This is a genomic window from Natrinema sp. CBA1119, assembly GCF_002572525.1.
Lineage (GTDB): Archaea > Halobacteriota > Halobacteria > Halobacteriales > Natrialbaceae > Natrinema.
Window position 1 is genome coordinate 1 of the sequence record NZ_PDBS01000009.1, and the last position, 19573, is coordinate 19573.

At 56.4% G+C, this 19573-nt stretch carries 23 protein-coding genes; 12 read left to right on the top strand and 11 right to left on the bottom strand.

Annotation, left to right across the window (positions count from 1 at the left end; translation table 11 throughout):
- Positions 1-207 precede the first annotated feature (207 nt).
- The 5 genes from CP556_RS25670 (at position 208) to CP556_RS25675 (ending at position 5261) form a co-directional block, all read left to right on the top strand.
- The gene (locus tag CP556_RS25670; protein WP_141551772.1) at positions 208-426 is read left to right on the top strand and encodes a hypothetical protein; all 219 of its coding nucleotides are present in this window, start codon (positions 208-210) and stop codon (positions 424-426) included.
- Positions 427-765: 339 nt separating this feature from the next.
- Positions 766-3519: a winged helix-turn-helix domain-containing protein gene (locus CP556_RS25035; protein WP_098728290.1), complete on the top strand. Its 2754-nt coding sequence runs from the start codon at positions 766-768 to the stop codon at positions 3517-3519.
- A 272-nt stretch (positions 3520-3791) separates the two neighbouring features.
- Positions 3792-4163, top strand: coding sequence for a hypothetical protein (locus tag CP556_RS25045; RefSeq protein WP_098728292.1), 372 nt, complete (start codon positions 3792-3794; stop codon positions 4161-4163).
- Positions 4164-4390: 227 nt separating this feature from the next.
- Entirely contained in the window at positions 4391-4648 is a 258-nt protein-coding gene (locus CP556_RS25050) for a hypothetical protein (protein ID WP_098728293.1), read from the top strand.
- A gap of 226 nt (positions 4649-4874) precedes the next feature.
- Complete coding sequence (locus tag CP556_RS25675; protein ID WP_141551773.1) at positions 4875-5261, top strand: DUF7344 domain-containing protein; 387 nt, start codon at positions 4875-4877, stop codon at positions 5259-5261.
- A 225-nt stretch (positions 5262-5486) separates the two neighbouring features.
- On the opposite strand, the gene CP556_RS25060 is transcribed toward CP556_RS25675, so the two are convergent.
- Positions 5487-6560 carry a hypothetical protein gene (locus CP556_RS25060; RefSeq protein WP_141551774.1) on the bottom strand — a complete coding sequence of 358 codons (1074 nt, stop codon included), beginning with the start codon at positions 6558-6560 and terminating at the stop codon, positions 5487-5489.
- A gap of 208 nt (positions 6561-6768) precedes the next feature.
- On the opposite strand from CP556_RS25060, the gene CP556_RS25070 reads away from it, so the two are divergent.
- On the top strand, positions 6769-10803 hold the full coding sequence (locus CP556_RS25070; RefSeq protein WP_141551775.1) for a hypothetical protein: 4035 nt from the start codon (positions 6769-6771) through the stop codon (positions 10801-10803).
- 6 nt (positions 10804-10809) lie between these two features.
- Here the strand turns inward: CP556_RS25070 and CP556_RS25075 are convergent, their stop codons facing one another.
- The gene (locus tag CP556_RS25075; protein ID WP_098728298.1) at positions 10810-11139 is read right to left on the bottom strand and encodes a hypothetical protein; all 330 of its coding nucleotides are present in this window, start codon (positions 11137-11139) and stop codon (positions 10810-10812) included.
- 88 nt (positions 11140-11227) lie between these two features.
- Here CP556_RS25075 and CP556_RS25680 point away from each other — a divergent pair, with 88 nt between their 5' ends.
- Positions 11228-12181 carry a homing endonuclease associated repeat-containing protein gene (locus CP556_RS25680; protein WP_394340760.1) on the top strand — a complete coding sequence of 318 codons (954 nt, stop codon included), beginning with the start codon at positions 11228-11230 and terminating at the stop codon, positions 12179-12181.
- A 136-nt stretch (positions 12182-12317) separates the two neighbouring features.
- Here the strand turns inward: CP556_RS25680 and CP556_RS25080 are convergent, their stop codons facing one another.
- The 3 genes from CP556_RS25080 to CP556_RS25090 all read right to left on the bottom strand — a co-directional run bounded on the left by CP556_RS25080 (position 12318) and on the right by CP556_RS25090 (position 13566).
- A complete protein-coding gene (locus CP556_RS25080) occupies positions 12318-12707 on the bottom strand; it encodes a type II toxin-antitoxin system VapC family toxin (RefSeq protein WP_098728299.1) in 390 nt (129 codons plus the stop codon).
- Complete coding sequence (locus CP556_RS25085; protein WP_098728300.1) at positions 12704-12916, bottom strand: antitoxin VapB family protein; 213 nt, start codon at positions 12914-12916, stop codon at positions 12704-12706. Before CP556_RS25085 ends, CP556_RS25080 begins: the two co-directional genes overlap by 4 nt.
- A 146-nt stretch (positions 12917-13062) precedes the next feature.
- Positions 13063-13566, bottom strand: coding sequence for an ArsR family transcriptional regulator (locus CP556_RS25090; protein WP_141551777.1), 504 nt, complete (start codon positions 13564-13566; stop codon positions 13063-13065).
- 332 nt (positions 13567-13898) lie between these two features.
- On the opposite strand from CP556_RS25090, the gene CP556_RS25095 reads away from it, so the two are divergent.
- The gene (locus CP556_RS25095; protein WP_098728301.1) at positions 13899-14480 is read left to right on the top strand and encodes a DUF8170 family protein; all 582 of its coding nucleotides are present in this window, start codon (positions 13899-13901) and stop codon (positions 14478-14480) included.
- A gap of 107 nt (positions 14481-14587) precedes the next feature.
- Here the strand turns inward: CP556_RS25095 and CP556_RS25100 are convergent, their stop codons facing one another.
- The 6 genes from CP556_RS25100 to CP556_RS25120 form a co-directional block, all read right to left on the bottom strand.
- A complete protein-coding gene (locus CP556_RS25100; protein ID WP_098728302.1) occupies positions 14588-14788 on the bottom strand; it encodes a hypothetical protein in 201 nt (66 codons plus the stop codon).
- Complete coding sequence (locus CP556_RS25105) at positions 14785-15012, bottom strand: hypothetical protein (protein ID WP_098728303.1); 228 nt, start codon at positions 15010-15012, stop codon at positions 14785-14787. The genes CP556_RS25100 and CP556_RS25105 overlap by 4 nt, the downstream gene beginning before the upstream one ends.
- A gap of 248 nt (positions 15013-15260) precedes the next feature.
- Positions 15261-15530, bottom strand: a complete 270-nt coding sequence (locus CP556_RS25110; RefSeq protein WP_098728304.1) for a hypothetical protein — start codon at positions 15528-15530, stop codon at positions 15261-15263.
- Positions 15523-15699: a hypothetical protein gene (locus tag CP556_RS26360; protein ID WP_176548357.1), complete on the bottom strand. Its 177-nt coding sequence runs from the start codon at positions 15697-15699 to the stop codon at positions 15523-15525. The genes CP556_RS25110 and CP556_RS26360 overlap by 8 nt, the downstream gene beginning before the upstream one ends.
- Complete coding sequence (locus tag CP556_RS25115) at positions 15696-15911, bottom strand: DUF7964 domain-containing protein (RefSeq protein WP_098728305.1); 216 nt, start codon at positions 15909-15911, stop codon at positions 15696-15698. Before CP556_RS25115 ends, CP556_RS26360 begins: the two co-directional genes overlap by 4 nt.
- A 2-nt stretch (positions 15912-15913) precedes the next feature.
- Positions 15914-16450, bottom strand: a complete 537-nt coding sequence (locus CP556_RS25120; protein ID WP_098728306.1) for a hypothetical protein — start codon at positions 16448-16450, stop codon at positions 15914-15916.
- A 92-nt stretch (positions 16451-16542) separates the two neighbouring features.
- On the opposite strand from CP556_RS25120, the gene CP556_RS25125 reads away from it, so the two are divergent.
- From CP556_RS25125 to CP556_RS25135, 4 genes are read left to right on the top strand one after another with little or no spacing between them, the layout of a single operon-like run.
- Positions 16543-17055 (top strand): hypothetical protein, encoded by a 513-nt coding sequence (locus CP556_RS25125; RefSeq protein ID WP_141551778.1) that lies wholly within the window; start codon positions 16543-16545, stop codon positions 17053-17055.
- Positions 17045-17362 carry a hypothetical protein gene (locus CP556_RS25130; protein ID WP_098728308.1) on the top strand — a complete coding sequence of 106 codons (318 nt, stop codon included), beginning with the start codon at positions 17045-17047 and terminating at the stop codon, positions 17360-17362. Before CP556_RS25125 ends, CP556_RS25130 begins: the two co-directional genes overlap by 11 nt.
- Entirely contained in the window at positions 17352-17483 is a 132-nt protein-coding gene (locus tag CP556_RS27125) for a hypothetical protein (protein WP_255291618.1), read from the top strand. Before CP556_RS25130 ends, CP556_RS27125 begins: the two co-directional genes overlap by 11 nt.
- Positions 17480-18118 carry a hypothetical protein gene (locus tag CP556_RS25135; protein ID WP_098728309.1) on the top strand — a complete coding sequence of 213 codons (639 nt, stop codon included), beginning with the start codon at positions 17480-17482 and terminating at the stop codon, positions 18116-18118. The genes CP556_RS27125 and CP556_RS25135 overlap by 4 nt, the downstream gene beginning before the upstream one ends.
- The last annotated feature ends 1455 nt before the right edge of the window (positions 18119-19573 follow it).

Below are 19573 nucleotides of genomic sequence, written 5' to 3' on the forward strand. Positions count from 1 at the left end.
AAGAGGAAATGGACGCCCGATTGAGCTTGACCTTCAAGGGCCGTCTCTGATCCTGTGGATCGCCGGCCAGCAATTGGATGATCCCGATCCCGTCAGAGTGGCGAAATGGATCGCACGACTCCGAGCGGAGGAGATTCTTTGATGAGTTTCTCTGATGGAGGGTCTCGCGGATCATCCCCTGACAAATGTGTACAATTCAATGCGGGTATGATCCTCGTCACAGAGGATAGAATCTCGGTCTGGTGGGGATTCAAACACTGGCATGTTGCCCGGTTCTGTCGAGATCCTACTGGTAATACTATCGTCTTTGAGACCTACGAAGGCCAGGAGATCGTCAACTCCCCAGAACTTGATCGACTACCTGGGTTCATCCATGAACCGCTCGAATCTCACGGATTCGAGATCGTCGAGCGGGGTGAAGCATGAGCTGCCGATTCTGTTCACTGGAACACCCGACGAAAGCCCTTACCCTTATATGGGCGGAGTGGGTAGGAAAGGGTGAACGATACGATAGACTAGACGAAAACAGAACGCGTCTGGGAAAACCTCGAGACGGGGCAGTCGGTTCTGCCCCGCAATCCAACTTGGTTTTCTTGTGCTCCGATAATAAGCGTGTCGCTACAGAGAGTAGCATCGCTATCCGGAGCGGCGTCCTCGGGCGTCACCGCGACAACACTGAGAGACACGAATGTGCGATCTAATGGCGGGTAAAGCCCCGTCACCGTCGAGAGTACCGTTAACGCCAGGAACAACTGGTGGTCAGCGATGACGCTGAATGTCCGCCGAGACCCACTCTTGGATACGGACGTCCAGATAGCCGATCGGGATGTGGATTTCTCCGTTGCCCAGCTGCACCAGGCGTTGTTCAGCAGTGGGCTGGAGGCCTCGCTCCTCGAGGCGATCGAGGCGATCCCCGGCGAGAAGAGGGGCGAGAAGCGAGCAATCCTTCATGAGAATGGGATCGACGCGTTGGACGGTTTGTATTGTGACATTGTTGTCACAGCTGCATCGGCGACAGAGTGGGCACAAGAAGACCCCAACGACGGCCAGCGGATTGACCGCGCCGAGAGCGCCCGTCAGGAACTCGTGGAAGTCACACGCCAGCTCGGAACAGGTTCCTCCCTTGGACTCCGGACGTCGAAGGAGGACATCAGTGGTGGCCCTATTGCACTTCTTCAGGTATCAGAGGTTACACCAACTGTTGAACTCACACTGACGGCGGAATTTGCCTCTCGCCGGCCAGAGCAGCGCCGGGAGGTGCTCAATTTTCTCGAACACCTCGCTACTGCGTGCGATGTCACGATCGTGGCAACGGGCTTGGCGCAGCGCTGTATCGACGAGAAGCACGCCGATCAGGTCGCGGGGCACCTGACATCGACGTGCAATCCACACCGGGGTCAGGACACCCCCGCTGCGGCTCAGGAGGCACTCGGCTCGCTCACGCGTGGGGGAACGGGCACACAGATGTTGAAGGGACTCTCGGTGACACCGAGCGGTGCCCTCTCTTACGACGATCTCCGGCGAGAGCTCCGACTGGAGGCCGCTGACGGTTCACTGGTGCCTCAGACAGCCAAGCGCCTCGAGGAGCAACACGAGCTAGCTGAGCGGATTGAGCGCCCGGACGGATCAGTGGCCCTGTCGCTGCTCCCAGCTGGCGAAGCTGTCGTTCAGGAACTGGAAACGGACGAGGAAATTCGACGGAAGGCTTCGACTTCGTGGACGTCCTCGGAGTCGGATGACAGACCCCCCAAAATCCTCCCGCCATGCCGTGTAAACCCGCCCGCTCGGGATGGGGGGGAGGAGACGGGGGCAACCGCAGACGCCGACAGCACCGCAGCAGACGCCGTGGATCGCCCCGCTGGCGAAGCCGCCGTAGCAACCCAGGAAACGGGGTATGCGGAAGGCTGGGTAGGCGTCGCCTACATGGATAGGCCTCGCCATGTTGCCGCGGCTGGGGCGGCGGAGAGCGGGGAGATAGGCCTCGTAGACAGCACTATCGTCCGCGACGAGGACGGACGTCGCCCGTACTGGTCGTACGATGAGCGGCGTGACGAGATGGTTGTCGGCGCCGAGTACCACAACCCAATGCAGGTGTGGGTTACCCTCGCTCGGTCTCTCGCGTCGGAAAATACGTTCGAGAGAGTTCTCACCGCGGATCGACTCGGTGAGAACCTAGAGGGGCTCGAGGCGAGCGACCGAGAGTTGCTTCAGGACGCCCGCTGTGTCGGCTGGCTGTCCGGTGATGCCACCGGCGAAGATCTTGTCGATGAACTTCGGATGGCTCGGGAAGATCTCCTCGATCTGACGTCCGACCTGAAGACCGAGAACTACGAGGATCGCAACGAACACCGTGGTGAGATCCTCCGGCTGGCGCTGGGGCTGGCCGGGACGATCGTGCACCTCCTCGACCTCCTGGACGTCGAGGTCGTCCGAGAAGTTCAGGTACCCGAGTACAGTCGCCACTTCACCCGGGAGGATCGACGCGCTGACCTTGCCCGGACGATCGCCACCGGCGCCGCGATCCAAAGCCGGTACGGTCACTTCTCCGCGTTCCGCCAATTGTTCGAACCCCGGGAGAAGAAGCGGTCTGAGGCATGGAACCCCCGGGTTCGACCGGGTGACTCGGTGGGTTCGCTGATTGGTTCGTTTGTTTTGGTGGGTAATGGGCTGGCCAACCTCGAGGACGAGCTGGCAGCACACCTGGAGGGGCCGCGAGAGCTCCATGAGGACGCCCCCGAGTTCGGTGTTCGAATCCCGATCGGGACGGCGACTCGACAGGCGACAGCGCGGGCTGTCCAACAGCTCCTCTCTTGGAAGGGGATGCGGCCATCCCGAGAGGCGGTCGATGTCCTCCACGGGTTCGCCAGTGACCCTTATGCCGTCTGCGAGGGGCTGAACCGGGCACTGGAGCACGAATCGAAGAGCCGGGGAATCCATCTGGACGAGGTTCGCCGAGCGCTATCGGTTCTCGACGAGGATCGTCTTCTGCCGGAAGCAGCACCGGCGGCCCGGAAGGGAGTGGCGGCGCTCCTCGAGGCCGACCGCCCGATCTCCCAAGCCGAGCTGGCTAGACGAGCGGGGATCAGCACGCAGTCGTGGCGCAACCACCGGGAGGCGCTGGTTGAGGCCGGGATCATCCAGAAGTCGAGTGGGGGCTGGCGGGTTTGCCTGCCGTTCTCGAGCGAACGAGGCCGCGACATCGAGGCATTCCTCCCCTGGTTCCTCGTCGAAAACCCACAAATCAATGGGATGAAACGCTCGACTCGTCACCCGACGGACGTCTTGATGGAGCTGGTGTTCCAGTTCGGGGCGGAGGCGACCGGTGCCATCGAGGAATTTGCATACAGCGGGAAGTGGCCCCCCGAACCGGAGGACGTTGATGGGACGATCGAGGCGCTCGAGGTGGGGCCAATCTGGGAACTGATCTGCGCCGGTTGCGGTGACGGATCGGACATCCCGCCAACGGAGGTAACGATGGGTGCCGAGCAGTACATTCAGACGGCGCTCCCAACAGCATGACACGACCCCCAAAACCTGACCACAGGCAGATAGAGTCCATGAGAACGTCAAAAGAAGCAGTTACAAAATCCGAGTGTGAGAGGATGAGAGAGCTATCGAACCAGGGGCTTTCGCTTGGTGAGATCGGTCGGAAGATGGGTTGGTCGCAGAAGACGATCAAGAGACATGTGAGGTCGGAGTGTTCTCACGATGGTTCTCAGCTCTGCCCTCTCTGTGAGGAAGAGGCGAAGATACTGGCTCATCACATGCTCGATGAGCACCTGAGGTAGATCATGAATACAATCGATGAAACCCCGATAGAGGGGAACGACAGTACTGGTACCGGCGAAGAAGGAGCCAACAAAATGAGTGAACGAACCAATTGGGATGAGTCAGTAGACGAGGCGATCAAGCAGCTAATCGATGACGACACCGAGGCGTTCACTCTCGTGACGGTTGAGGATCAAGATTCTCACCTTGTGAAGGCGACAGAGACGCCCGTGCAGGAGTTGTTGCCGATCTACCTGCTGGTGGAGAAAATTCGGATGATGGCTGTGGAGGCCGGTGAACCGTTGTCTCCACAGGAAATTCTCTTTGGAGCGATGTCTGTTGCCGAAGAGCGGGGGTACTTAGAGGATGACTTCGACAGCGACATTCTGGATTAGATAGTTGCGTTCTTTTCGTCAACGGAACCCAGTCGAGATCTCGCCGATCGGCACGATCGTGGGCGTCACCATGGATGTGCTCCAGGAGGCGAGGCCGCGCAGCACCCTCGAGGCGAGCGAGAACACATCTCCCATCTGCCGACGTCGCCGACACGGAAGATATGATCCGACTTTGTCGACGAAGACGGAAGATATATTCCAGATGGAACGAACATATCTTCTAACCCATGGCAAAAAACACAACCCGTGATCAAATCTGGAACGCAACACTCCAGCTCGCCGAGGAGAAAAAGGACGAGGGAACTTGGTCGCGGCGCTTCACTTGGGAAGATGTCGTACAGCGACTTGAGGCCGAGCCGTCTAATCGGACAATTCGTGACACGCTTTCAACGATAGCGGAGATGGGCTGGATCAAGAAGTCGCATCACCAGGGCAAGTACGAACCTCTCGAGCCGGATAACGATTCAGAGACTAACGGCGAGTAGCGTACACCACTTCGATACATTTGTTGTGGACGACTCTCAGTCGCCACACCCGACTGAGGATTCATCAAGGTGGGCAAATATTTGCCCAAACGGATACGGAAACACCAATGGATCGAAGGGGCCGGGTTGCGCCCGATCGGGCCCGAGGCCACGGTAGCGCCAGCTGCATTCCATTGAATCGATACCCAGGGAGTCGCGTACTCAAGCCCGCGCGTAGGTATGCGTGATGGGCTTGAGACGCATCCTGTCCAGACGTACCGTTCGTGATCAACCAACAATCCCCCTCGAGGCCGACGATGTATATTCGGTACTCTCCGTACCACGGCGTCGGCACGTCTTATCGATCCTCGATGAGAACGCCGCCGGCGTGATTCCGCTGCGTGATCTTGCACAGAAGGTTGCCAGACAGGAGACAGATATCGATTCGGTGGACGTCCCCAGCGAGGCGGTGGATGCGGTTTACGTCGCGCTCTATCAGTCGCACGTACCGGTTCTGCATCGTCACGGCGCCGTCGAATGGGAGCGAGAGGAAAACCTCGTACGTGAAGGCGACTCTGCGTCGGCACTCGCCACTCTCATTCGGGACATCGACGACCGCACGCAAGACGATTAGCGCGAATCAACTCACAGTCGGCACACCTAACTGAGAAATTTTAGCTACCTATCAGATACCAACATATATTCGACACCCCCGACACAGATTCCGCACTGGAAACCGACTGCGGAAAGGCACGAGACGCCAGTTCTCACCACGAACGGTATGGTCTCGCACCACCAGTAATATATGTACACTGTGCAGTGGTTTTGGAAGAATAGTGGTGTAGTGTGGAACGGCCAGCTACCATTTTACTGATAGTATTTCTTGGCGAGTCGGTGTCGCATCTTGTTCGAGTTCGCTCCACGCAGAGGTGATCGTTAGGATGTCTTCAACGGGCCAGTCGCTGGTAGGGTCGTTCGCCGCCTCGGTGAACTTCTTTCGAGTCCAAGATACGTTCAGATCCGATTCAAAAGGTGCACCGGGTACATCGACACACCTGGCATTCCAGTGGTTTAGGACACGCCGCGCCGTCGCCCGATCGTCGAAGATGAGAATAGAAGGATATCCGAGCTCCTCGAGCTTCCTCCAGGTCGATCGATTCAACTGATTGTTGTGGTGGCCAGTCATCATCTCACCAACACGCTTAGCCCCGTCGGCACGATCGCGCTGGAGGAGATCAACTACGTGGCCGCCGATCGGGACGTAGGTCTCGACGCGCCGCTGCTCGGTGATCGTAGCCCGGGCGGCTTCGATCCCAACGCCGACTCGGTGTGTCAGTCCTTCATGGGGGTCACCGTGCAGATTGGGAAGATCCTCTCGGTGGGTAACGAGCGTGCGGGCACGTTCGGTGATATCGTAATCTGCCCGGTTGCGAGCGATGTAGGTACTCCTCAGCCAGGATGGGGGTGGCGATGGATTGAACCATTCGCGGTCACCGAACTCATCAATGTACTTCTGTTCGACATTTTGTGTGGAGGGGCGCAGCGCTGCCAACTCCTCGGCCTCGAGATCGCCAAGGACATCTTCCCAGCTCGGGATGCGATCGGCGATTAAGTGGACGTCGCCGGGGCCGACACACTCGCCGTTCCACAACCGGACGAGTCGGTCGAAGGCCTCGAGGCGATCTTCGGTTAGCGTGAGTCGGTTCTTGTCGGCCACTGCGGCGAGTTCCGCGTCACTAAGCGTGTCTTCGACGCGCCCGGGCGGATAGCCGTATCGACGCTCGAACTGCGCCGGTGTGAGCCACTCGACTTCAGGATCGGGGAACGTCGTCATGATCGGCACGGCGCCGTGTTTGTCCAGGAGGGAATTGATGGAGGGCATGGTTGATCGTAGCGAATGACAACGTAAGGCGCTTAGGGCTTTCTTAGCCACTGCGGAAGGGTGTTTTCGGTATGCTACCCCAAGGGTGGAGGGGCAGGAAACCCCCTTCCAGAACAGTATATCTGAGAGTTCGCATCTCCTCGGTAGTGTCGCTCACCCGTGATCGATACTATTGTGTTGTTCGCTAAGCGAGCGAAGTGGCTACTGAACAGAGAATTGCGATTAAGGCCATCTACAGCGATTGATATGGGAGAGAACGATGGCACGCAACGACCGCCGTTCAGCAGGTCGCAACAACCGGAACAACCGCCGTCCAGGGGAGGTTCCACGCGACGTCTTTGATCGCAGTCGAGACGGGCAACTGCGTATCGAACAGCGACGTCGCCAAGAAGAACGCCAGCAAGAGCGTATCCGCCAAAAGGTCGCTAGCGGTGTCGATGCAATCGATGTTGATCCAAACCGAGATGTCGAAACTGACCTCGAGGACGGTCGAGTCGTAGGGGGACTCACGACTGGCGCGCAAAAACGAGTCTTCGAGACGAATTTCGCTGATGAGGTCGATACAATTGACGTCGAGACTGATGATATCGAGTTTGACGTCGAGGATGGAGACGTCGTCGGCGGCGGCCTGACTACAGCTGCACAGGAAGAGGTCGTCCGGAAAAAGGTCGCACAACAAACCGACATCATCAATGTCGATCCGCAAGATGACGTCCAAGTAACCACGGAAGATGGCGAGATCGTCGGTGGCGAACTGACTCCTGAGGCCCGTAACCGCGCGGAGAGTGAGGCTCGAGCACGTCAACGGAGACGAGAGCGTCGGGCAAGAGAGCGTGCGCGTGAAGACGCAGTCGAGGAGTTAGAAGAGCAGACTGGCCGTGATCTGGATACGTCCGATATTGAGGTTGCTGACGATACGATCAGATTATCAGAGGAGACCCAACGAGAAATCGCACGGGATAGGGTCGTTGATGACCTCCTCGCGGACGAAATTGCAGATCCGGTGTATATCGACGAGGAAGATGTTGACGTTTCCATTAGCGGTGATGAGTATACTGCGAGCGTCAGTGACGACTCCTCTTTCGCTGAAGCTGGCGAAGAAGCGTTTGACCTCGCTGGCTCCGGCGATATCATTGGTGGAATCCAAAAAGTCGTGACTAACGTTCTCGGTCGGTCGTATTCAGGAACTATCGAAGATGCGGTTGGTGTGGATGTCGATACGAGTGATATTGAAATCGACCGTAGCTCGGATAAAATCCAGTTGACAGAGGACTTTAGACGTCAATACGCAGCCTCAGAACTCGATCAAAGCACTTCCGTTGATATTGCGCCAAGGGATATACAGATTCGAGATGGAGTGGCACGGCCTACTGACACCATTCAACAGCAGATTGCAGCTGAAGACATTACCGAACGCACAGGAATTACGGCCACTCCCGATGATATTTTGGTCAATTCCGAATCAAACAAAGTTCGTCCCACAGAGTCTCTCCAGGAGGAAATAATAACACATCGGGTTAGTGCGGACTCCGATATCGGGCAAGACGATATCGCGGATATTGAGTTCGAGGGAGACCAAGCACAGGTCAAGTTCACTGAAGAGTACCGAGAGCAACAGGCTGCCGAGCAGTTCGCTGGAGAACTTGACGTGTCACCGGAGGCGATCGAGGCAGACGTGACTGGGGACGGTTTTGATTTTGAAGTTGTTTCAGGGTACGAAAAGGAGTTCCTCCCGACAGAGGAGGTCAAAGATCCGGATCAGATTGAGGGACGTCGTCGTATGGCGGCATCCAACTCTGCGGCACCATCCGACTTCGAAGCAGATGAGCGTTACGTAACCGGCCCCTATGAGATTGATGACTACGATGTCTCGATCGATGATCGGGTTGTTGAGAGAACGGTCTCTCCTGAAGCACAAAAACGGGTCGTCCTTGATCAGATTGCCGAAGAACAGGGTGTCGATGAGAGTCAAATCGAACTCGAACGTGACGGGGATGAGTTCAATTACAAAATTGACGAAGAGCGTGACACCTGGGTAGGACGTGGCTTAGAGGATGCGTCAGAGTCCTGGCAGTCTGGTGTGGATAAGATCACGGGAGAGGTGGAGGCCTCTCCTACGCGGATAGGCGTCAATCTGGGAACAGGGCAGGTCGAGGAGCGAACAGGCCAAAAACAATTCACGACCAATGTGATTGAGGGGGCTGGAAACACACTCAATCCACCCGGAAACGTCTTAGCAGCTGCTGATACAGCTGTCTGGGCAAACGAACAGTACGAAGAAATCGGTCAAGCGAGGAGTGAGGCTGGAGCGGAGTTCAAGGAACTGGATATCGATGATATCACAACAAACCCAGTTGAATCTACTGCGCTTCTTACTGAGGCTGTCTCGCCCCTACCTCCGCAGCATACAGCCGAGGAACTCGAAGCTGGGGGATCGGCGGCAGTTGATATCGCTAAAGCAAGTTCTCAAGCGTTCAAGGCCGATCCTCGTGGCTCGACGGAACGCTTCGTGGGCGCTGGTGCAGTGGGGTATCTTCTCCCGACAGCCGCGGTGCGTGGTGCTCGCGCGTTCCGCAATCGAGTTCCTGACATCGATTCACCCCGGTCTTTCGCTGCGGACAACCGGGCCCAGACACAGATAACGATTCAACGTCAGCGCGAGCGGTCGGGCGACCCAGATGGTAATCTAGTCGAGCAGGCTGAAGCGCGTCTCCCTCCGCGCGAAGAGTTCAGGTCACGAGCAGAATACGACCGAGAGCTTGACCAGATGGTTGGCCGGATCGCCGAAGAAGAGGGATCTCCGTACGCCGATCCAACAGCAACCCGAGCAGAAGACCGCTTACCCCCACGTGAAGAGTTCCCCAGTGAAGACGCCTATCAGAGGGAACTCGAACAAATGAGAGAGCAGGTGCGTATCGAGGAAGGGGAGCTCAATGATGCTTCATTATTCAGCGGTCAACAAACCGCTACTGCGGCAGCGATGGGTGGGAACTACGGGAGGTTTGAAGCTGAGGCAGTAGCAGGTATGAATCCCTCTTCTGGCGGAGAGGTGGACATGGTGTTTGTTGATCCTTCGGGGGGCGGGGAGGAGGAGGCAGTGGCAGGCGTCGTTCCCTCTGTTGACGAGACTCTTGATTTCGGACTCGCCGACCCTTCGCCAGGCTGGGAAGAAGAAATGCTCGCTCAGGCCGACGCGGACGCCGAGGCACTCACCGATTTCGCTGCTGTGGCGGACAGTGAAGTAGAGGAAACAGCCGATATTGCTGTTGATACGACGGTAGATCGAGGCGACGAAGCTCTGGGAGAAACAGAGAGCGAAGCGCTGGGTGAGACGACAGTGAGTCAGGATATTGAAGCGCTTGGTGAGGGCACGGTCGCTGACATGTCCCTCGCAGCCGATACGCTCCAGTTAGAACAAATAATCCAGAAGAGGAGTCTACGCCCACGTCTGAGGCTTCCTAACCCTGGTACAGGTTCGAACGTTTCTGGTATCGATTTCGACATACTGTATGAGCAGGAACGCATCGTCCGACAGCTCCCAGAACCTGGAATCTTGGACTTCGACGAAGGGTCGGAAGCCAGCGATGATCTTGACGAGGCGATTGATGAGGCAACTGATATCACCGACAGTGATCCGGATGTTGAAATAGTCGGTGACGATGACGAGTACATGGTTGTTGACGATACAACCACATTCGAAAGCGTCGGTGGAGATGACGGGTATGGGTTCGTCGAGGATCTCTCTGAATCAGAGACCGAAGACGTTGACGATCAACTCCAAAAGATGGGAGGAGATCGTGGCGGCAGCGGTAAGCCAAGCGCCTCGATCAGCACCACCCAAGTAGCCACTGTCTCTGAACTGGAGGGACTTGAAGGACTCAAAGACGCAGACTCGCTTGGTGACCTTGGCGAAATAGAAACAAACAGTCGTAGCTCACGCAGAGGCGGTTCACGAGATAAGGAGACCTTCGCTGACCCGCTCGATGACTCCTCCTCGGCTGAGTCGGCCCTCGAAGATCTCGACAAGGATCTGGATCGCCAGATCGCTGCTGCACAGTCAACTGTTGACAGCGTATCGACTGAACCAAACACTTCGACGAGGGTGTCCGACTTTGACGACTTGGATTCGATTGCCGGCCTCGAGGAAACGTTTGACCCGATCGACATCGACGCGGGGGTTTCCCCCGAAAGTGGGGCCACCGGCTCGATCGACACCGACGATGAGTTCGACGACTTTAGCGACGTTGATGAGATGATGGACGATATCGGGCGGGAAATCGATCAGTTGTTCTAACTCGTCTCAGTATACCATTGACGGCCCTTTCTCTCGCTCCTGTGGGTCTTCCGCACTTTCCGTCCCAGGATACTTGCTGAGCATCGAGAGCAACGACCGTGCTGACGAGACTGCATCTGCGTTGATCGTATCAACCAACTCGTGTGGGTTGTCGGGATTGACTCGGTACACGTCCCAGTAATTCCCCTCTATATCGACTTTTCTCAGTATCTGCCCCCGAAGCCAGTAGAGCCATGAATCAGGCTCGTAAGCATCGCAGACAACACACCGTGCAATCTTGAGTTCTTTTGGAGCTTCGGTAACTCCCTCGCCTTGGTTGTCTTCCTGGGTACTCATTTGTTCGAATGTTTGGTGTGAACTAGTGTTAGTCTATCGCTCACACTAGTTCACAATATTTAATCAAATATGCTCTGACATTACTGGGGTGAGAAAGATCCCCCAGGAAAAAGTGCTGTGCGATATTCGTGGGCTCTACCGACTTCTTGACGAGGCCCCATCGGAGTCACAGTATGCCGACTTGGGGAGATACTCAGTAAGCACCGTCCGACAGAAGTTTGGCACCTATACGAAGGGACGTGAGGCGGCAGGCCTACCGAATACAGACAAACGGGGTGGACAAAACCGAGTCCCCCGCGCCGATCTCCTCGAGGCACTACGACAGCTCGACGAGGAAGTAAAGGGTTCGCCCACGCGAGAACAAATGCGCCAGCAGGGCGGCTACTCTGCGAACCCCTATCGACGGGAGTTCGGCGGCTGGACTGTAGCGCTCGAAGCAGCAGGCATCGAACCCAACCAGAGTTCGGAGTATATTGAGTTCAAATGCGCCTACTGTGGAGCCCAGGATCGAAAGTTGGCGAGTTCGGTTACTGATCAAGAGCGCATTTTCTGCTCGAAGGAGTGCCTCAACAGCTGGCGATCGGAAGAGTTCACCGGGCCGGATCATCCTCTCTGGGAGCGCGTGATCGTCGAATGTGAAACCTGTTCGACGAGCTGGGAGCGACGACCATCGGTTGCGGAGTCACGCGATCGCCACTTCTGTAGTCCTGAGTGCTTCTCTCAATGGTGTGAGGATGAACGTGTCGGGGAAAACCATCCACGTTGGAAAGGAGGTGGAGAGTATTATTACGGGCCGAACTTCCATAGCCAACGCCGAAAACGGCTTGCGGTCGATAACTATCGGTGCCAGGAATGCGGGCTAACACAGGAAGAGCACCTTGAGAAATATGGACAGGAACCTGATGTCCACCATCGCACCTCCGTTCGTGAGTTCTACAACGACGTCGATTACGAAGCTGGCGAGACGCCGAACTGGGAGGAGATGAACGCGTTAAGTAATCTATTGACGGTCTGCCGAAAGTGCCATCGACAACTCGAGTAGGGTGATCTCTCCCCAGATCAGTCGGAAAGGTACGTTCCTCGGGCCGAACCCCTGGGTTGACGTCCGACAAACACCCTTCCAGACCAGCGTTCACGGGACTATGGCATCAACCAACTCTCAGTGCTCGCCACACCAGTTAGTACATTTCCCGTGGGTTCTCAACATCGAGTCCGTCGATGCGTTCAAACCCACTGTCTGAGGTGACGATCGGGACATCGATGGAACGGGCGACACCGGCAAGCATCATGTCCGGGTGCTGGATTCGTTGTCCCTTCTCTTCCAGTTCCTGGCGGATGCGTGCTCCCTCGAGGGAGTGTGTACGGTTGTAATCTAGTTGTTCCACCCAGGGGAGATCTTGGTCTACCTCTACTGGGTCACGACCCTCCTTCACAGCGCCGTGGTATAGCTCATAGAAGCTGACCGATGGAAGGACGAGGCTCACATCCTGGTGGTCGAGACGGTATTCTCTTGCGTGCTCTCGCCCCCGCAGAAAGTCGGCACAGAAACTACTGTCGAGGATCTTCATGGGCCGTCCTCGAAGTCCTCGTCGAGTTCCTCCTTGACGTCGCGGACGGCCTCGTCGATATCGGTGTCGTCCCAAGCACCGAATCCGGCGAGTGGGTCTTCATCCTCTATCTCCCGCTCGATGACCTCTTCGAAGCTCTCGTTTCCTCGCTTGCGGGCTCGGAGTTTCCGCCACGTCCTCTCCGAGACGCGGATGGTCTTATCGCCCATTTACACATCGATGTATACACTGAACGCTCTTTGCTGTTTGGTTGGTGTCCCACTCATAACAGGGTGACAAGTACACCGGAGTAGCTGAATATAACCGTTTGCTACACGCTTTCCGCAGCTTTGAGTAAGAGGAAGAAAGAGGATGTCTACTGCTCGATCAAGCGACGCGAATTGTCCTCGTCCTGTGCGTCATCTTGGAAATCCCCTGGACGAGGGGCATCCATATACTTCTGAATCTGAGGGGTTTTCTCCAGCATTGAGTGCATTTCTTGGAGAGTCTCTTCTGCCCTTAGCAGGTCATACTTTTCAAGCAAATTCTGTCCATCTTGAGTAAGCTGGTAGAACCGGTATGGAAGATCTCGCTGGCGCTCATCCTTCGGTAGCTCCACTCCCTCAACAATACCAGCATCCATCAGCTTATCGAGATGGTTGCGAATGGTACTCTTGCTTTTGCTGGGGTTGGCGTACACTATCTCTTTGAGTGACGGCATCCCCTCAGGATGCGCCACGATGTTCTGAATCAATATGAACCTCGTTTCTTGGGTTACGAGGTTCAGCACCTCTCGTCGGTCGTCGGCCTGTTCATCCACGCTGTTTGGCGAGTTTCCCCTACCCGCGAAGGGAGTGTCGCTTGGTTTGTTACGCGTCATCGTGTTGTTCGATCATCTACCTTTGAAGAGGCTGAGCCCCTTCCAAGGCACCTGGTAGCCCCCTTCCAAGGGGCTGGTTTCATGTGCTTAGTTGAGGGTGTCTTTTCTTTCATCTATCACCCTAATTGTCAATCGTTTCTATCGAAGTTCAGCGTATTCTGAACTAGCTTGTGATCGTCGGTCGGTACGCCCAGCCGTCCATATCGTGTCCATCGGACATGGCATACCAGACTCTTACTACCTGGGTACATTAACCTTTGTGGTCAACATCGCATTGGTATGCATCACAACAGTCGAAACGATTATTATGGTATGTGTAATATTGTCGGTTAATGCGAGGCCAGGACGGTAACGACGATCTACCACCCCAAGAACTCCTCCATCGAGCTCAGGAATACCATTTCCGAGACTCGCTTCCGCCGGAGGAGTACGAGGCACTGATGCAACTCGGGGCCCAGCTCGTACCGCCTTCAACATGCGAGGCTCAGTGTTTCATTCTTGGGAGCTACGATGAGGACGAAAAGCCGAAACTCCTCCACGCACAGCGCAAGGTCGAGGAGTGGGGGAATGGAAACTATCGCGCGTACCTGATGGAGGACTTTGCTGATGGACTCCATCCGATGATCAAGTTCCGGTTGATCGCGGACTACTCGGATCACATCATCGGTATCTGCGAACATGACCAGGGAGGATTCCAGTTAGAATTGGGGATGCTCGTCGCTCTGATGGGCTACTTCGACCAGTGTCACCTACTAAAACGAAAATACACCCCGGAAACGGAACGAGAGCAGTACAACTGGATGCTCGATGCGGGAGTGTTCGAGATGTTCGACTACGGAAATCGGCTACGAGAGTGGGAGGACATGGGTGAGTTCTCGAACGAAGCCACAGACCTCCTTTTCGAACTCCTGTAAACGAACATCATTACCTCCATCTAAGCAGACAACAAGCGCCGTCGACGAAGACGGAAGATATATTCCAAGTCCGTCGACGTAGATGGCAGACTTGTTTTGAGAAGAGGTCACCCTTCCTCGGGCCAGTGCCACTCGACGTCACCGTCGTCGAGCTCCAGGTGGCCGTCGCGCTCCATCGCTTCCAGAGCACACATAATTGGGATGAACGACACGCAACCGGTACGAATCTTCGCCACCTTCGAGTAGGCGCGGAACAGTCGCCAGCGCCGCCAGCGGACGCGAAGCCGGTGGAAGCGGGTTCGGATCATCGGACTTTAGGGTAGTACGACACCTTCAGTTCGGATGTATTCAGCAGCCGGAGCTGCTCTGGCGTAAACTGTTCCCAGTGCTCTTCTCGGTTCTCTTTATCCTCGAGGTAGTGCCGGATGGCGATGTCGATCGCCTCCGCACGCGTGTTGGTTCCTGTTTCGCCCTCGAGTTTGTCCAGGAGACGTTCCCGATCGTCGTTCATCGGGTAGCTGTAGTGGCTCATTTTGATGTAGTGGTGGTCAGAAACCGGCCCAAACCGGTTTTCTGGAGTTGCTCAGTAGTCGATTCTTTTTAAGACGGGTGCGGCAACGGCGTGATCGGCGACCGTCGCGGTTCTGGCCACCCCGATTTTGATGTAACTCACAGTCGGGCTGTCCGAACGACAGTTGCCGAAAGTACATCATTCCGGTTTCGTCACTCAATCCGTGAGCGACCCCACGGGGTCGGCCTCGAAGACCCCATTCCACGGCCCTACGCCTCACGATCCACCTCGACAAAGAACTCGATCGTGAACTCCCACGCGTCCAAGTCGTAGTGAATTGTTGCGACGTGCGTTTTCGCATCGTAATCCGCTGGGTCGATCTTCTCTCGAACCTCGTTCCAGGCTGGCGTCTTCAGATCATCTCCCCAGCCGTGATCACCGGGGCCACGAATAGTTGGTGGCTCTGACTCAGAGTCTACGCCGAGATCGCCAGCTCGTCGAACGACGACCTCCTCGAACCCAGCCCCGTCCTCAGACATCGTGATCAGTCTCCGTGTCGAGTGAACGGTCTTCGACCTCATCGAACACATCGATAACAAGGTCTCGAAGCCCGCGAATCGTCATGTCCTCCCGGTTCTCGACGTAGACCTCTCGAACCTTCTTGTCCGCTTCCGAGAGTTCAGTTCCGTCATCTTGCACTTCAATCATCGGTCTACCTCGCGTCGTCCGCACTTATGCCAGCCCTTGTTTTCGGTATAGTGCAGAGTATGCTCGACGTCGCCGATTCGAAGGAAGAGGTGATCCTCGCCGCGCGGTGAGCCGCTGCTGGTCGTCACCGAGTCGAACTTGTCGGACGCCTGGAGGTCGTGCAGCTCCTCCATCGTCAGCGGTCGATCGGGCAGCGCATCTTCAATTCCCATGCTCACACCTCCTCTTTCGTGTAAATGTAATCGCGGCCATCGATCTGGACACCCGGCAACCGCGCGAGAGTATCGAAGTCACGGCCCTGGGACGTGTTCTTCTTGATCCAGTTGCCCCATAGCGATTTGAAGGAACCATAGCCGATGTCGATGTCGCGCTCATCCACGAGCTCCTCGAGATCTCCCCTCGAAACCCGCTCGCCTGGATGGTCTTGCAAGTACGCATAGAACTCTAGCACTGCGTTTACGCGCGCATCGTACCTCGACCCGCTCCCGGAAAGATCCAGAGACCGGAGGAGTTCTTCGGCGCCCTCTGGCTCTTCCTCGTCCGCCTCAGCGACTTCGTGCTCCGCTGGGGGAGATAGGGCATCTCGACGGTCGGGGAGAGACTGCGGGCCATCAGGCGACTCCTGTGAGCCCGCCTCGTCACGGTTCTCGATGAGTCGCCAGATGACCTCTTCGTAGGACTCCCCCCGCTGTTTTCTGTCGTATAGTTCGTCGGCGAGTTCGTCTGAAACTCGGATCGTGGTGTCTCCCATACTCTGTTTACTTGTATAGGTACGTGAGTGTATAAATCCACTCATGTATAGAAGTATGGATGCATACATTTATTATGATGGCCTGTAGACTTGTGAGTAAGCACGGTCGCGCCGCTCGCCGTTCGGCCTTGCGGATGAATGGGGGCGACGCCGGTGCTGAAGACACCGACGCCGTGCTGCACCAAGCAGCAATGACACCTAACAGACGAGGCCGTGATAACGGTCACGAACCGGGTAGTACCGATACCCAGCCAGACTGGGAGCAGATCGCCCGCCGAGAGAAGGCAACTCAGATTGAAACAGCGCTTGAAAATATCGTAGAGGAACCCGTTTACGACCTCTCACAAGCGGTTACGGATGGGGAAGAGGTGCGGGATGCGTACCACGGTGTGGTGGCGAGGATTTCGGAATATGTGACGTTGGCAGAAGCTGACCTCGAGGAGATCGGCGAACTTGACGCCTCGAGCGGCGACGACTACGTTCTGTCCCAGGCCATCGACGCAGCTTCCTGCATGACCTCTGGCAACCGTGAAGCTGCACGCCAGAAACTCGAATACGCCCTTAGTCGCCTCGATGCCTTGGAGGAGGATGCCGATGAGCGGTGACGACGACCAACAAAATGGGTGGGCAGAGATTGGACGCACCCTACTCGCAACCCATCTCCAGCAGACCGCTGACGAACTTCAGACGGCGTTCACGGACGTTTCCCGGAAGGCGATGAACGAAGACGAGACTGTTACTGGAGAAGACGTCCGGCGGCTCTCGCACAAGCTGGAGGACGCCAATAGTCTCGTTGACAAGCTCGCAAAGGTGCCGGCCAACTACGAGCACCCGCCCCGCGCACGTGATCTCCTGTCTCCCGAAGCGCTGCAAGAACTCACCGAGCAGCACGAGGTGGACGATGAGGAGTGACCTCGAGGTGACGGCGCATATCCACCGCAGCAGCGACGGCGATCTCCACCACGAGTACATCGCCAACGGGGTCGCCTATCCGTCGATCACCGCGCTCGAGCGTGCCCTGGAAGGACAATGAGCAGTCGAACCCTGAAGCAGGGCGGCCCAGCAGCGCCAGAGAGGGCAACGAACCGCACTGTCGTCGGTGTCGATGTCGGCATTCGAAACCTGTTCACCATGGGTCTTGCCGGCGACGCCGACCTTTCCAGCACGGTCGTGGTGGACGGCGAGTACGAGCGGGCCCTGCTGGAGGAACTCGCTGCCGTCACACGGCGGTTCCGCCTCATGCCCGGGAATACGACCGCAATGGAGGAGAACACACGTGAGCGCTACGAGAGAGCCCTTCTCGATCGGTACGACGAAGCGGTTGACACGCTCGAGGCATACGTCCTCGCTACGGACGCGGACGTCGTGGCGATTGAGGAACTCCCCGGCGACCCACCGACGCTCGAGAGAGTGCTCACTACCCCGTGTGGCCTCGACGAGTGGGCGATGCACACACTCCAGGAGCGCGCCCGACGTCAGCTCGAGCCCCACACCAGTGTGGTGCCCGTTGATCCCCACGCCACGACGTGCAACTGCCACGTCTGCGGCGAGCGCGGACATCACGACGAACGCGATCGCGTGCTCTGCTGCGAGACATACGACTGCCCCGTTCGAGAAGTCGATCAAGATCGAAGCGCTGCTGTCAGCATCGCACAACGCGTCACATAGGAACTACTCCGAGACGTCGCCTGGACTCGAGCTGATTTCTTTCTCCTCCCGCCGCACTCACAGCCAGCTGGCCCTCGGCCTGGACGCCGACCGGGGTGTTTCACGAATAGAGGGTCGGCTGAGTCTATGTGTGTTATGTATAGGTGGTATGTGGTGTGGTTAGTAGTTGATCAATGAGTCTCTTGTCTCTCCCCCAACGCTGTCATGCGATTTCGTGTTTGGCATTCAGACGACACATGTCCGGAATTAGGGAGCCGTCTTGCGATTGATGGATGATTTGCTAACCGTGATCGCACCCCTATGCAGTCTTGCGGTTTAGTGTGCGTGAATATGTGGGGTTCTACAGCCGATTTATGGACTGCAAGCGGGCGCTGCCCCTCTTCCACGCCCAACAGAGGGAAACACAGTTGAGCCAGTAAGGTGTATTTCCCTACATGAGTCTGTTCGAATTTTCTGAGGAAACCGTATTTGACGAGAACGGTGACAAGGTGGGCCAAGAGGAGAACGAGCCTCGTACCGACGGTGGTTACCGTGATCAGGCTGAAAGGAGTAGGAGCTGCCCGCGAACCCTTCGACCCCCAGAGCCGGTACCTATCAAGTCTGTCCTTCAAGAGATGGATCTCGAGAACCCTCAAGATGAGACTGCCCCGGTGAGTGTGAAAGAGATCGGTGACTCAGTGATCTTCTTACTCTCTGTCCCTCGTGAGCAAGCTGCTGATATGGGCATCCCTGATAGTCGGACTTCACACACTCTTTGTCGGCGTGTTGGCGACGAGGGACTCCTCATCAAACGTCTCCACACTTGGCGTGAGAACTTCTAATTCGGGTCTCTTGTTATTGTGTGTCAATAGCGTTCCCGTCATAGTTTGAATGTACGGCGATCGCCCCGCAGCTCTCGAACCACTACAGTCAGTGCTGAAAGTGCGGAATGGTCTTCCCCACTATTACAGATAGTTGATAGCAGTGCTAAAGTTCGGTTTGTATGGTTATCTGCTTCAAACCGGCTTCGTAGACGATACACACCGATCACCAGCCGTTGATGGTTGCGAACCGTTCTGGTGGGACTGCTATACGCATCATATGCCCTACCTGAATAATCAATACAAATGATATGATGTGTAAAATCCGACCTTTAGGGATAGTCCATCCGCACAACGCTGTATACGATAGGTTCGCGCACACTGCCCGCGATGTGGCCGTCGCTCGCGGGTTTTGCTTGAAAGGTAAGGAACCGACAACCCGCCTTGAGTGTGGGGACGCTCACGGGGGTCGGTGTCAAGTCGTCGTGATCGCGTCGCCGGTGACGCTGATTACGACTTCTCCGGCAACGAGGAAAATAGTTTTCCTCTGTTTGGCCACGGACACCGGCTGACTATTGTCCCGCTAAGATCGCAGCGAAATGAGCCAATCACCGACAACCGTGGTGCAAAGTACAGATACACGCGATACTCGCAA